This window comes from Enterobacter quasiroggenkampii, from assembly GCF_043972695.1.
Lineage (GTDB): Bacteria > Pseudomonadota > Gammaproteobacteria > Enterobacterales > Enterobacteriaceae > Enterobacter > Enterobacter quasiroggenkampii.
This window is the reverse complement of sequence record NZ_CP143745.1, coordinates 3,470,410-3,483,815: the sequence shown is the minus strand read 5'-3', so window position 1 is coordinate 3,483,815 and position 13,406 is coordinate 3,470,410. Positions and strand designations below refer to the sequence as shown.

Genomic DNA, 13,406 nt, shown 5'->3' with positions numbered 1-13,406 from the left:
TTTGTATTTTTGCCATTCCCCCTCTTTGCAATGGCAGAAACAGAAAGGTATCAACAAGCCGATGCAATTACTGTAGCCGTATTAAAGCTCCCGGACGAGGCTTGCTTGCAGGGAGTCTCCCAAAACTGATTAGGGTTGACGGCAATGAAAACACGTAAAATTGGACTCGCGAATTATCTTGCGTACGGATCAGGCGATTTCCTTGGGGCGGGTACCACCGCCCTGACGGCGGCCTGGCTTTTATATTTTTATACCACCTTCTGCGGGCTCACACCGATCGAAGCAACGTTCATCTTTGCCGCGGCAAGGGTGCTGGATGCCGTAGTTAGCCCGTTAATGGGCTTTTTAACCGATAACTTTGGTACGACCTGGCTCGGTAAGCGCTTTGGCCGTCGTAAGTTCTTTATCCTGCTGGGTATTCCGTGCGTGTTCAGCTACTCGCTGATGTGGGTTGGGGACATGAGCTTCTGGTATTACCTGCTGACCTATCTGGTGTTTGATATTGTCTACACCATGATTCTGGTGCCGTACGAAACGCTGGTGCCGGAAATGACTGACGACTTTAAACAGAAAACGAAGTTCTCCGGTGCGCGCATCTCTATGGCGCAGATGTCCGCCATTCTCGCCTCCTTCCTGCCGGGGATCCTGTTGACCCACTTCGGCAAAGACAACGCGGTTTCCTTCTTCTACGCAAGCCTGGTCTTTTCTGTGCTCTGCGCGCTGATGCTGACCTTTGTCTGGTGCTTCACCTGGGAGCGCCCGCGCGAAGAGTGGTCTGAAGCGGCGCTGCGTGCTGAAGAAGAGAAGAAGAAACTGACGCTGGGGCAGAGCCTCAACCGGCTGATCGTTGAGTTAAGCTCCACGCTGCGCATCAAAATTTTCCGTCAGCACCTGGGCATGTACCTCGGCGGCTATATCGCGCAGGACGTGTTTAACGCGGTATTCACCTACTACGTGGTGTTCGTGCTGATGCAGGAAGCGTCAATGGCGTCCAGTCTGCTGGGCACGATGGCTATCTTCCAGTTCATTGCGGTTATCGCCATGATCCCGCTGTGTATCCGCTTCGGGCCTGCACCGTCCTACCGCATGGTTGTGGTGCTGTTTGGCCTGGCGTCTCTCTCATACGCCGTACTCTATTATGCTGGCCTGAGCGACGTCTACGCTCTGCTGTTGCTGATCTCTGCGGTCGCAGGGCTGGGTCGTGGCGGTATCAACTACGTCCCATGGAATACCTACACCTACATTGCTGACGTGGATGAAGTGATCACCGGCCAGCGCCGCGAAGGGATTTTCGCGGGCATCATGACCCTGACCCGCAAGGCGTCGCAGGCCGGTGCGGTGATGCTGGTGGGCATCGTGATGCAGATGTCCGGCTTTGTCAGTGGTCAGAAAGTGCAGCCTGCAGAAGTGAGCCACACCATTTTGATGATCCTGAGCGTGGGCACCATCCTGGTGCTGTTCTGCGGCTTTCTTGTTTCCCTGCGCTTCAAACTCAACTTGCAAACCCACAGCACGCTGCGCGAGGAGACCGCGAAAATGCGTGAGAGTGGTCATGCGATGCCTGAGTCAGCGACGCCACACGCCCGCGCCACCGTCGAGATGCTGGCCGGTATGCCTTATGAGTCACTGTGGGGCAATAACAACATCGGTTATCTGAATCGCAATAAGCCAGCGGCACCTTCTCTCAAGGATCGCGCGGTACTGAATTCGACATACAACAGAGGTTAAGATGATGAAAGTTTGGCCTGTCAAACATAGCCCGTTATTACGTCAGCCAGAGCGCTTTATCGCCCGGGACGAGCTGAAATCGCTGATTCAAAAGGTGACGCATAATCTGGTCAATATCCGCGACAAAACGGGTGAATTTTTGCTGCGGCTGGACGACGGGCGCGTGATCGACACCAAAGGCTGGGCCGGATGGGAGTGGACGCACGGCGTCGGCCTGTATGGTATCTGGCAGTATTACTGCCAGACCGGCGACGAAGGTATGCGCGACATCATCGACAGCTGGTTTGCCGACCGCTTTGCGGAAGGCGCAACCACCAAAAACGTGAATACCATGTCGCCGTTCCTGACGCTCGCTTATCGTTACGAAGAGAGCCAAAATCAGGCCTGGTTGCCGTGGCTGGAAAGCTGGGCGGAATGGGCGATGGCGGAGATGCCGCGCACTGAACACGGCGGGATGCAGCACATCACCCTGGCGGAAGAGAACCATCAGCAGATGTGGGACGACACGCTAATGATGACGGTGCTGCCGCTGGCGAAAATCGGTAAGCTGCTCAACAAACCTGAATACGTTGAAGAGGCGGTGTATCAGTTCCTGCTGCACGTGCAGAATCTGATGGACCGGGAGACCGGGCTGTGGTTCCACGGCTGGAGCTATGACGGTAATCATAACTTTGCCCGTGCCCGCTGGGCGCGCGGCAACAGCTGGCTCACCATCGTGATCCCGGACTTCCTCGAACTGGTGGATCTGCCGGAAAACAACGCCGTGCGCCGCTACCTGGTGCAGGTATTGAACGCGCAGATTGCCGCGCTGGCGAAGTGTCAGGACGGGAGTGGTTTGTGGCACACGCTGCTTGACGATCCACATTCTTATCTTGAGGCGTCCGCCACGGCAGGGTTTGCCTACGGCATTCTGAAAGCCGTGCGCAAGCGCTATGTTGGCGCGGAGTATGCTGAGGTGGCAGAAAAAGCGATTCGCGGTATCGTCAGGAATATCTCGCCGGAAGGCGAGCTGTTGCAAACGTCGTTCGGCACGGGCATGGGGAGCGATCTTGAGTTTTATCGTCAGATCCCGCTGACCTCAATGCCGTATGGGCAGGCGATGGCGATACTGTGTCTGACGGAGTATTTGCGAAAATACTTCTGAACCTGTGGATATCCCCGGTGGCGCTGCGTTTACCGGGGCTACAAAACAAAACCCGGCTTGCGCCGGGTTTTTTGCATTACATACGTTCTACGGTTTCGATACCCAGGGTATCCAGACCCAGCTTCAGGGTCTTCGCCGTCAGCTGCGCCAGCTTCAGGCGGCTGTTGCGGACCGATTCATTCTCCGCGGAGAGAATAGGGCAGTGCTCGTAGAAGCCGGAGAACAGACCCGCCAGGTCGTACAGGTAAGCACACATTACGTGCGGCGTGCCATCACGTGCGACCACGGTCAGCGTCTCTTCGAACTGCAGCAGACGCGCTGCCAGCTGTGCTTCACGATCTTCCGTGATGGTCACGGTGGCATTCGCCAGCACGCTTTCGTCGATATTGGCTTTACGGAAGACCGACAGCACGCGGGTATAGGCGTACTGCATGTATGGCGCCGTGTTGCCTTCAAACGCCAGCATGTTATCCCAGTCGAAGATATAGTCGGTGGTACGGTTTTTGGACAGGTCAGCGTATTTCACCGCACCGATACCCACGGCGTTGGCCAGTTTTTCCAGCTCGTCGGCCGGCATGTCCGGATTCTTCTCGGCCACCAGACGACGGGCGCGTTCCAGCGCTTCGTCCAGCAGGTCGGACAGCTTCACGGTCCCGCCCGCACGGGTTTTGAACGGCTTGCCGTCTTTACCCAGCATCATGCCGAACATGTGGTGTTCCAGCGGAACGCTGTCCGGCACGTAACCGGCTTTACGCACGATCGTCCACGCCTGCATCAGGTGCTGGTGCTGGCGGGAGTCGATGTAGTACAGCACGCGGTCAGCATGCAGCGTTTCGTAACGGTATTTCGCACAGGCGATGTCGGTCGTGGTGTAGAGGTAGCCGCCATCCTTTTTCTGGATGATCACGCCCATCGGTTCGCCTTCCTTGTTTTTGTACTCATCAAGGAACACAACCGTTGCGCCTTCGCTCTCAACCGCCAGGTTTTTCGCTTTCAGGTCAGCCACAATGCCGGGCAGCATTGGGTTATACAGGCTTTCACCCATCACGTCGTCACGGGTCAGGGTGACGTTCAGACGGTTATAGGTCAGCTGGTTCTGAGACATAGTGATGTCAACCAGCTTGCGCCACATCTCGAGGAAGTATTGATCGCCGCCCTGCAGTTTTACCACGTAGCTGCGCGCGCGCTCGGCAAAGGCTTCGTCTTCGTCGTAGTGTTTTTTGGCTTCACGATAGAACCCTTCCAGGTCCGCCAGCGCCATTTCGCCCGCGTTTTCCTGCTGCTGTTTTTCCAGGTAAGCAATCAGCATCCCGAACTGGGTACCCCAGTCGCCCACGTGGTTCGCGCGGATCACCTTGTGACCGAGGAACTCGAGCGTACGCACCGCGGCATCACCGATGATGGTGGAGCGCAGGTGGCCAACGTGCATCTCTTTCGCCACGTTCGGGGCAGAGTAGTCGATCACGACGGTCTGCGCTTCCGGCTGGGAAACACCCAGACGGTCAGATTTCAGTGCCGCGTCAACGTGGCTTGCCAGGAAGGCAGGCTCAAGGAAGATGTTGATAAAGCCCGGGCCGGCGATTTCGGTTTTGCTGGCAATGCCGGCGAGATCCAGATGCGTCAGTGCCTGCTCAGCGAGCTGTCGCGGCGGCATGCCCAGTTTTTTAGCCACTGCCATCACGCCATTAGCCTGATAGTCGCCAAACTGTACTTTTGCTGACTGACGAACCTGCGGTTCGCAATCCGCAGGCGCACCTGCGGCAATCAGTGCCTGACTGACTTTTTCGGAGAGAAGAGCCTGAATATTCACCTGGATACCTTACTTTTTTGATGCGGGCTCACAACCACCCGCGCCAGTTAGAGAATTTAGGGCGGGAGTATACTGCAAATGCCTTCTGCCGTCAGCATCGCGGGGCCTGAAGATTGCTCAGAATCCAGGCTAAGAAGGTGTGCATAAACATGCAGTCATAAAAAGCCGGATTCTGCGGTTGGTCAAAACAGGGCAACAGAGTAAATTAGCGGCTTTGCGACACGAAAAGAGAGTGACTTATGGCGAACTGGCAATCCATTGACGAACTGCATGATATTTCCGCAGATTTACCGCGCTTCACCCAGGCGTTCACAGAACTTGCCACCCGTCTGGGTCTGGAAATTGCGCCGCTTGAGGCCGATCACATCTCTTTGCGCTGCCATCAAAATGCTACCGCAGAGCGCTGGCGTCGTGGGTTCGAACAGTGCGGCGAGTTACTTTCCGAGAACATCATTAACGGTCGGCCTATTTGCCTGTTCAGGCTGCGTGAGCCGGTGAACGTGGCCCACTGGCAATTCACCGTGGTTGAACTGCCGTGGCCGGGCGAGAAGCGCTATCCGCACGAAGGGTGGGAGCACATTGAAATTGTCCTGCCGGGTGAGCCGGAGACATTAAACGCGCGCGCGCTGGCCCTGTTAGCTGACGAAGGCTTAAGCCAGCCAGGGATTTTTGTGAAGACCAGTTCACCCAAAGGTGAGCGCGAGCGATTACCGAATCCGACGCTGGCCGTCACGGACGGGAAGGTCACGGTGAAGTTTCATCCCTGGACCATTGAGCAGATCGTTGCCAGTGAAGCGCAAGAGATGTGAGTTCCCGCCGGGACTGAAAGCGGACGGCATGTCATGATGACTCGTTTGGTGGGAGTAAAGGAGGATTAAATGGCGCTGCTGGAGATTTGCTGTTACAGCGTGGAGTGCGCCGTCACCGCGCAAAAACACGGGGCTGACCGCATTGAACTGTGTGCGGCACCCAAAGAGGGCGGGCTGACGCCTTCTTACGGTGTGCTGAGGGCCGCCCGTCAGGCCGTCACCATTCCCGTTCACCCGATTATTCGTCCGCGCGGCGGTGATTTTTGCTACACGGCGGGCGAGTTCGGTGCCATGCTTGAAGACATCGCCCTCGTTCGCGACCTGGGGTTCCCGGGGCTGGTCACTGGCCTGCTGGATGAGGACGGCAATATTGATATCCCGCGCATGCGTCAGGTCATGAGCGCCGCGAAGGGGCTGGCCGTCACGTTTCATCGCGCATTTGATATGTGTAAAGATCCGCTTCAGGCCTTTGAAACGCTTGGAGAACTTGGCGTGGCGCGCGTTCTGACCTCGGGTCAACAGGCGTCCGCAGAAAAAGGAATGCAATTAATTACGGAACTAAACGCACATTCCCGCGTTCCAATAATAATGGCGGGTGCGGGAGTCCGTGCCAGCAATCTGGAACTGTTTTTAAACGCCGGGGTAAAAGAGCTGCACAGCTCGGCAGGCAAATGGATGCCGTCACCCATGCGTTATCGCAATACAGGATTGTCTATGTCGACGGATGCTGAAGCGGATGAGTATTCACGCTACGGTGTCGAGGGAGAGTCGGTTGCGGAAATGAAGTCGCTGATTGAGCGCCATCACGTGTAGCAACGTACCGATTTTTACCGCGCATCATGTCGCCCAATATGATGCTTGCTTGTACCAGGCCCCTGCAAATTACACAGGGGCCTTTTTTTCTCCTTCATATTTCAAGCCGCAGCCGCGTTGGCCGCCTCGTTCACCCCGGTCACTTACTGATGTAAGCTCCCGGGGATTCGCTGCGTTGCCGCCTTGCTGCAACTTGAACTATTTTGGAGAAAACGTGCGACGCGTAGGACGGGTAAGGCGCAGCCGCCACCCGGCTAACAGGCTACGGTTTTGTCGCTATCAGCACCGCTCGCATCGGGGCCGGATAGCCTTCGATGGTTTTGCTGTGATCGGTTGGGTCGAGGAACTGCTCCAGCGATTCGGTGATCATCCAGTCGGTGCGGCGCTGCTCTTCGATTGAGGTCACGCTGACATCGGCAATCCGCACGTCCACAAACCCGCATTTCTCCAGCCAGTTCTTCAGCGCCAGCGCAGAAGGGATGAAGTAAACGTTGCGCATCTGCGCGTAGCGATCGCCCGGCACCAGAACGGCATGTTCATCCCCTTCGATGACCAGCGTTTCCAGCACCAGCTCGCCGCCGCTGACCAGCTGATCTTTCAATTGCCACAGGTGCTCCAGCGGGGAACGACGGTGGTACAGCACGCCCATGGAGAACACGGTATCAAACGCTTTCAGAGCGGGCAGTTGCTCAATACCCAGCGGCAGCAGGTGTGCGCGCTGGTCGTTACCCAGCAGCTTACGTACCGCTTCAAACTGGCACAGGAACAGCTGCATCGGGTCAATACCCACCGCCAGATGCGCGCCCGCGCCAATCATACGCCACATGTGGTAACCGCTGCCGCAGCCCACGTCCAGAATGGTGCGCCCGGTCAGGTCGGAAAGGTGGGGCAGAACACGATCCCATTTCCAGTCTGAGCGCCATTCGGTATTGATGTTCACGCCGTACAGCGAGAACGGCCCTTTGCGCCACGGCATCAGGTTGCGCATCAGCGTTTCGATGCGGTTGATCTGTCCTGGCGGAAGCGGTTCTTCACTCTCAGCGGTGACGCTGTGCAGGAGATCCAGACGATGCGGGGTCAGCTCGGGCAGAAACTCCACCGCATTCGCCCACTGCTTTAACAGGCCGTGCTGCTGATCGCGCTGCCAGGCGGCAATCTGCGCAGGCAGCGTCTCCAGCCAGTGTGAGAGCTGATTTTTGGCAATCAGCTGATAGAAGTTACTGAACTCGATCATGCCGGTTTCCCCGCTTTCAGCGCCACCAGCGAACCAAAGTTGAAGCACTGGAACCACAGTTCGCTATGCTCAAATCCGGCCTGACGCAGGCGCGCCTTGTGGGTTTCTACGGAGTCCGTCAGCATCACGTTTTCGAGCATGCTGCGCTTCTGGCTGATCTCCAGCTCGCTGTAGCCGTTCGCACGCTTGAAATCGTGATGCATATTGAACAGCAGCTCGCCAACCTCGGCATCTTCAAAACTGAATTTCTCTGAGAGCACCAGCGCGCCGCCAGGATTCAGCCCCTGATAAATTTTGTCCAGCAGCAGCTGGCGGTCTTCCGGCACCAGGAACTGCAGCGTGAAATTCAGCACGACCATCGACGCGTTAGTGATCTCAATCTCGCGGATATCGCCTTCCACCACGTCCACTGGCACAGGGGCTTTGTAGGCGTCAATATGGCGACGGCAGCGTTCAACCATCGCCGGGGAGTTATCGACGGCTATGATTCGGCAGCCTTCGTGGTGAACGTTACGACGAACCGACAGCGTTGCCGCGCCGAGCGAGCAGCCCAGGTCATAGACCTGCGTGCCGGGTTGAACGAAGCGCTCAGCCAGCATGCCGATCATAGAGATAATATTGGAATAACCGGGAACAGAGCGCTGGATCATATCCGGGAAGACTTCGGCTACCCGTTCATCGAAGGTCCAGTCGCCCAGGCTGGCGATAGGCGCGGAAAAAAGCGTGTCGCGATCTGACATAACGTAAAAATCCGGGAAAAATAAAGTGGCGTATTGTGCGCTAATGGAGGGAGAAAACCAACTCCCACGGCATATACCACAGGTTAGCCAGCACCATCAGCAAAAGTGAACACCAGGTCGCACTCATGCCGGAACGACGCCAGCGGATTAAGCGGTGGTGAAAACCGTAATAGTGCATCAGGCGGCCAGCGATAAGCAGCAGGCCACAGATGTGCACCATCCAGGTTTCTGCGCCATTCATCTCCATAAACAGCAGCAGGATTAAGGCCGCGGGGATGTATTCGACCGCATTGCCGTGAATGCGGATTGCGCTTTGCAGCTCGGAAAATCCTCCGTCACCGTAGGAGACGCGGTAGAGCGTTCTGAGGCGCACAACATCAAATGAAAATTTAATCAGCAGTAATGCACCTAACACCGCATACAGCGCGCTGACCATACAAACTCCCTGTTTTTGGCAGATGGCACTTCACTATGATAGGGGGTGATATCAGAAAAGAGAAGATTGTTGTGGGATGGAAGGGGCGCTGCCCACGGACGGCACCGCAGTCTGCAAGGCCTGCCACAGAGCATCGACCAGTTCGGGGGCCTGAGCAATATCCGGCGTGTGCAAAAAGAGATACGGCGTGGTGGTGTGTTCCCACGAGGCCAGTTTTTCCAGCCAGACGGCGAACAGCGCCTGGTTTTGCGGCATGTTATCGCTGCCGATAAACCTGACCATGGGGTTCTGCGCGGTCACCACAGCATGAACGGGTACTTTTGGCTTTTTACGCTGCGCCTCAATGATGGCCTCACTGTGCGGTATCGCGCTGTGCACCGGACGGCTATCGAGGATCACCCGGTTAACGGAACGCTCGAGAAGGCCGCGGTTGAGCGCTTTTTCTGCTTCGCCCTTCGCGAAGAAGTCCTGGTGTCGAACTTCCACGCCGTAGGTAAACTCCCGGGGCAGGGCGTCCAGAAACGTCCACAGTGCGGGCAGGTCGCGCGGGCCAAAGACGGCCGGAAGCTGCAGCCAGTACTGGCCAATGCGGTTTGCCAGAGGCGCCATCCGGGCAAAGAATTCGTCGGTCAACTCACCGCAGTTTCGCAGCGCGGCCTGGTGAGAAATGGTCGCCGGAAACTTGAAGCAGAAGCGGAAGTCGTCGGTCGTTTGTTCCCGCCAGCGCGCAACAATCTCGGCTTTCGGGAGCGCATAGAGGGTAGTGTTACCCTCGACGCAGTTGAAGTGTCGGGCATACTCTTCAAGGCTGGTGATGCCAAGGCGCACCCATTTCGGGTGCGACCACTGGGGTAAACCGACATACATCATAGCGCGCTGACAATCTCATCCGTGCTGCGCACGCGGCCGATGCGCGGGAAGATGTGGGTCATGCTGCCCTGGTGCTGTTCCGCGGAGGCCGCGCTGCAGGCATCTTCGGCGATCACCAGATTAAAGCCGAGCTCCCACGCGTTGCGGGCAGTCGATTCCACGCCGATGTTGGTGGAAATACCGCACAGGATAATGGTGTCAATGCCGCGACGGCGGAGCTGCAGCTCTAGATCGGTGCCGTAAAATGCGCCCCACTGGCGTTTGGTGACTTCGATGTCGCTGTCGCGTTTGCCAAGCGAGACCGGGTACGTCCACCAGTTTTCCGGCAGGGCTCGCGCGGGTGCCTGCGCATCAACGGGCTGTTTTAACGCTTCGGCGTAATCCGCAGACCAGCCGACGCGCACCATGACAACCGGGGCACCGCTGGCGCGGCATTTTTCCGCCAGGCGGGCGGTGCGGCTGACTACATCGTCCGCGGTATGCGGGCCACCGGCGAAGGGCAAAATGCCTTCCTGTAAATCAATGACTACAAGCGCGGTTTTTCTGGCATCAAGGGTTAACATCGTTACTCCCGTTAAATTAATCACTTCCAGACACCATACGACGTGATGGCCTGTTATTGGTCGCATAATTTTGTTAATTTTTGTGAGAATGCGCAATAAGAGTGCAGCAAACGACCGCCTGGCCGTGGTTCGCTCTTATCGTCCGGCGGAATTTCCAGTATAATAGCCGCCTTTTTTCATCCAGTTGTGACATACAGAAAGCTGCGACATAGTAGCCTGCATACCAGGCGACATTTAGCCTGCGGCTAATTAAGGGATATCTCATGCGTACAGAATATTGCGGGCAGCTGCGTCAGTCCCACGTCGGACAGCAGGTCACCCTGTGTGGTTGGGTCAATCGTCGTCGTGATCTTGGTAGCCTTATCTTCATCGATATGCGCGACCGCGAAGGTATCGTTCAGGTGTTCTTCGATCCGGATCGCGCAGATGCGTTGAAGCTGGCCTCTGAGCTGCGTAATGAGTTCTGCATTCAGGTCACCGGCACCGTACGTGCGCGTGACGAGAAAAACGTTAACGCCGACATGGCGACGGGTGCCATTGAAGTGCTGGCGTCCGATCTGACTATCATCAACCGTGCTGAAGCGCTGCCGCTGGACTCCAACCACGTCAACACCGAAGAAGCGCGTCTGAAATACCGCTACCTGGATCTGCGTCGCCCGGAAATGGCTCAGCGCCTGAAAACCCGCGCGAAAATCACCAGCCTGGTGCGTCGCTTTATGGATGACCATGGTTTCCTGGATATCGAAACCCCGATGCTGACCAAAGCCACGCCGGAAGGCGCGCGCGATTACCTGGTGCCATCCCGCGTTCATAAAGGCAAGTTCTACGCGCTGCCGCAGTCTCCGCAGCTGTTCAAACAGCTGCTGATGATGTCCGGATTCGATCGCTACTATCAGATCGTGAAATGCTTCCGCGACGAAGACCTGCGTGCTGACCGCCAGCCTGAATTTACCCAGATCGATGTGGAAACCTCCTTCATGACCGCCGAGCAGGTGCGTGAAGTGATGGAAGCTCTGGTGCGTAGCCTGTGGAATGACGTGAAAGGCGTTGAGCTGGGCGATTTCCCAATCATGACCTTCGCGGAAGCCGAGCGTCGCTATGGCTCTGACAAACCAGACCTGCGTAACCCAATGGAGCTGGTAGACGTAGCTGATCTGGTTAAAAACGTGGAGTTCGCGGTATTCGCGGGCCCGGCTAACGACGTCAAAGGCCGCGTAGCAGCGCTGCGTGTACCGGGCGGCGCGGCTCTGAGCCGTAAGCAGATCGACGACTACGGTAACTTCATCAAGATCTACGGCGCGAAAGGTCTGGCCTATATTAAAGTGACCGAGCGCGCGAAAGGTCTTGAAGGTATCACCAGCCCGGTCGCGAAATTCCTGAACGCAGACATCGTGGAAGCGATCCTGGAGCGCACCGGCGCGCAGGACGGCGACATGATCTTCTTCGGTGCAGACAACAAGAAAGTCGTTGCGGATGCGATGGGCGCGCTGCGTCTGAAGCTCGGCAAAGACCTGAACCTGACCGACGAGAGCAAATGGGCGCCGCTGTGGGTTATCGACTTCCCAATGTTTGAAGACGACGGTGAAGGCGGCCTGACCGCGATGCACCACCCGTTCACCTCGCCAAAAGAGATGACGGCGGCAGAGCTGAAAGCGGCACCGGAAGAGGCGGTCGCGAACGCCTACGATATGGTCATTAACGGCTACGAAGTGGGCGGCGGTTCCGTGCGTATTCACAGCGGTGAAATGCAGCAGACCGTGTTCGGCATCCTGGGCATCAACGAGCAGGAGCAGCGTGAGAAATTCGGCTTCCTGCTGGACGCGCTGAAATACGGTACGCCTCCGCACGCGGGTCTGGCTTTCGGTCTTGACCGTCTGACCATGCTGCTGACCGGCACCGATAACATCCGTGATGTGATCGCCTTCCCGAAAACCACTGCCGCCGCGTGTCTGATGACCGAAGCGCCAAGCTTTGCCAACCCGGCCGCACTGGCTGAGCTGGGCATTGAGGTGGTGAAGAAGGAAGAGAAAAACTGATATGACATATAAGCTCCCCGTTTCGGTCCTGGTGGTCATTTATGCAGAAGACACGAAGCGGGTGCTGATGTTGCAGCGGCGCGATGACCCTGAATTCTGGCAGTCGGTTACCGGCAGTCTGGAAGAGGGAGAAACCGCGCCGCAGGCCGCCGCGCGTGAAGTAAAGGAAGAGGTCGCCATTGACGTTGCCCGCGAGCAACTGACCCTGAAGGACTGTCAGCGCACGGTGGAGTTTGAAATTTTTAGCCATTTACGTCATCGCTACGCGCCGGGTACCGAGCGCAATACGGAGTCGTGGTTCTGTCTCGCGCTCCCCCATGAACGGGAGATCGTGTTTACCGAACACCTGACCTACCGCTGGGTGAATGCGGCGGATGCCGCCGCACTGACCAAGTCGTGGAGCAACCGGCAGGCGATTGAAGAATTTGTAATTAACGCAGCCTGAAAAGGCGCGATTTTTGGAGAACTTTTTATGGCAGGTCATAGTAAGTGGGCCAACACCAAACACCGCAAAGCGGCACAGGATGCCAAGCGCGGTAAGATCTTTACCAAAATCATTCGCGAGCTGGTGACGGCAGCGCGTCTGGGCGGCGGTGACCCGGCTTCTAACCCGCGTCTGCGCGCGGCGGTGGATAAAGCGCTGTCCAACAACATGACGCGTGACACCCTAAACCGTGCTATCGCACGTGGCGTGGGTGGCGATGAAGACGCGAACATGGAAACCATCATCTATGAAGGTTACGGTCCTGGCGGTACGGCGGTAATGGTTGAGTGCCTGTCCGACAACCGTAACCGTACCGTTGCGGAAGTGCGCCACGCGTTCACCAAAACCGGTGGCAACCTGGGCACTGACGGTTCCGTTGCATACCTGTTCAGCAAAAAAGGCGTCATCTCTTTCGAGAAAGGCGACGAAGATGCGATCATGGAAGCGGCGCTGGAAGCCGGTGCGGAAGACGTGGTGACCTTTGACGACGGTGCTATCGACGTTTACACCGCGTGGGAAGAGATGGGTGCCGTGCGCGATGCGCTGGAAGCGGCTGGCCTGAAAGCGGACAACGCTGAAGTCTCCATGATCCCGTCCACCAAAGCGGACATGGATGCGGAAACTGCACCAAAACTGCTGCGTCTGATCGACATGCTCGAAGACTGCGACGACGTTCAGGAAGTGTACCACAACGGTGAAATCTCTGATGAGGTTGCAGCGACTCTCTAATGAGAGCGTG

13 protein-coding genes are annotated in these 13,406 nt (G+C 56.9%); 7 read left to right on the top strand and 6 right to left on the bottom strand.

From position 1 onward, the window contains the following. The first annotated feature begins 144 nt into the window (after positions 1-144). The gene (locus V1572_RS16700) at positions 145-1,728 is read left to right on the top strand and encodes an MFS transporter (RefSeq protein WP_048029419.1); all 1,584 of its coding nucleotides are present in this window, start codon (positions 145-147) and stop codon (positions 1,726-1,728) included. A gap of 4 nt (positions 1,729-1,732) precedes the next feature. After that, positions 1,733-2,872 (top strand): glycoside hydrolase family 105 protein, encoded by a 1,140-nt coding sequence (locus V1572_RS16695; RefSeq protein WP_262796582.1) that lies wholly within the window; start codon positions 1,733-1,735, stop codon positions 2,870-2,872. A 76-nt stretch (positions 2,873-2,948) separates the two neighbouring features. Here the strand turns inward: V1572_RS16695 and argS are convergent, their stop codons facing one another. Beyond that, complete coding sequence (argS, locus tag V1572_RS16690; protein WP_395299392.1) at positions 2,949-4,682, bottom strand: arginine--tRNA ligase; 1,734 nt, start codon at positions 4,680-4,682, stop codon at positions 2,949-2,951. A gap of 239 nt (positions 4,683-4,921) precedes the next feature. Here argS and V1572_RS16685 point away from each other — a divergent pair, with 239 nt between their 5' ends. After that, the gene (locus tag V1572_RS16685; protein WP_395299391.1) at positions 4,922-5,491 is read left to right on the top strand and encodes a VOC family protein; all 570 of its coding nucleotides are present in this window, start codon (positions 4,922-4,924) and stop codon (positions 5,489-5,491) included. A 69-nt stretch (positions 5,492-5,560) separates the two neighbouring features. Continuing rightward, positions 5,561-6,304 (top strand): copper homeostasis protein CutC, encoded by a 744-nt coding sequence (cutC, locus tag V1572_RS16680; protein ID WP_045908202.1) that lies wholly within the window; start codon positions 5,561-5,563, stop codon positions 6,302-6,304. A 262-nt stretch (positions 6,305-6,566) separates the two neighbouring features. On the opposite strand, the gene cmoB is transcribed toward cutC, so the two are convergent. The 5 genes from cmoB to V1572_RS16655 are packed head-to-tail and all read right to left on the bottom strand — an operon-like array spanning position 6,567 to position 10,147. Continuing rightward, positions 6,567-7,538 carry a tRNA 5-methoxyuridine(34)/uridine 5-oxyacetic acid(34) synthase CmoB gene (gene cmoB / locus V1572_RS16675; RefSeq protein ID WP_045908203.1) on the bottom strand — a complete coding sequence of 324 codons (972 nt, stop codon included), beginning with the start codon at positions 7,536-7,538 and terminating at the stop codon, positions 6,567-6,569. After that, positions 7,535-8,278, bottom strand: coding sequence for a carboxy-S-adenosyl-L-methionine synthase CmoA (gene cmoA / locus V1572_RS16670; protein ID WP_045908204.1), 744 nt, complete (start codon positions 8,276-8,278; stop codon positions 7,535-7,537). Before cmoA ends, cmoB begins: the two co-directional genes overlap by 4 nt. Positions 8,279-8,318: 40 nt before the next feature. Continuing rightward, positions 8,319-8,714, bottom strand: coding sequence for an MAPEG family protein (locus V1572_RS16665; protein ID WP_021240443.1), 396 nt, complete (start codon positions 8,712-8,714; stop codon positions 8,319-8,321). Positions 8,715-8,765: 51 nt separating this feature from the next. Continuing rightward, entirely contained in the window at positions 8,766-9,584 is an 819-nt protein-coding gene (locus V1572_RS16660; protein WP_045908205.1) for a DUF72 domain-containing protein, read from the bottom strand. Further along, a complete protein-coding gene (locus V1572_RS16655; protein WP_048029423.1) occupies positions 9,581-10,147 on the bottom strand; it encodes a hydrolase in 567 nt (188 codons plus the stop codon). The genes V1572_RS16660 and V1572_RS16655 overlap by 4 nt, the downstream gene beginning before the upstream one ends. A gap of 263 nt (positions 10,148-10,410) precedes the next feature. Here V1572_RS16655 and aspS point away from each other — a divergent pair, with 263 nt between their 5' ends. Genes aspS through V1572_RS16640 form a run of 3 tightly spaced genes read left to right on the top strand, consistent with a single transcriptional unit; the run spans position 10,411 to position 13,396 of the window. Then, complete coding sequence (gene aspS / locus V1572_RS16650) at positions 10,411-12,183, top strand: aspartate--tRNA ligase (protein WP_126533671.1); 1,773 nt, start codon at positions 10,411-10,413, stop codon at positions 12,181-12,183. A gap of 1 nt (position 12,184) precedes the next feature. Next, positions 12,185-12,628, top strand: coding sequence for a dihydroneopterin triphosphate diphosphatase (gene nudB, locus V1572_RS16645; RefSeq protein WP_008500446.1), 444 nt, complete (start codon positions 12,185-12,187; stop codon positions 12,626-12,628). A gap of 27 nt (positions 12,629-12,655) precedes the next feature. Further along, positions 12,656-13,396, top strand: a complete 741-nt coding sequence (locus tag V1572_RS16640; RefSeq protein ID WP_008500447.1) for a YebC/PmpR family DNA-binding transcriptional regulator — start codon at positions 12,656-12,658, stop codon at positions 13,394-13,396. Positions 13,397-13,406: the final 10 nt, after the last annotated feature.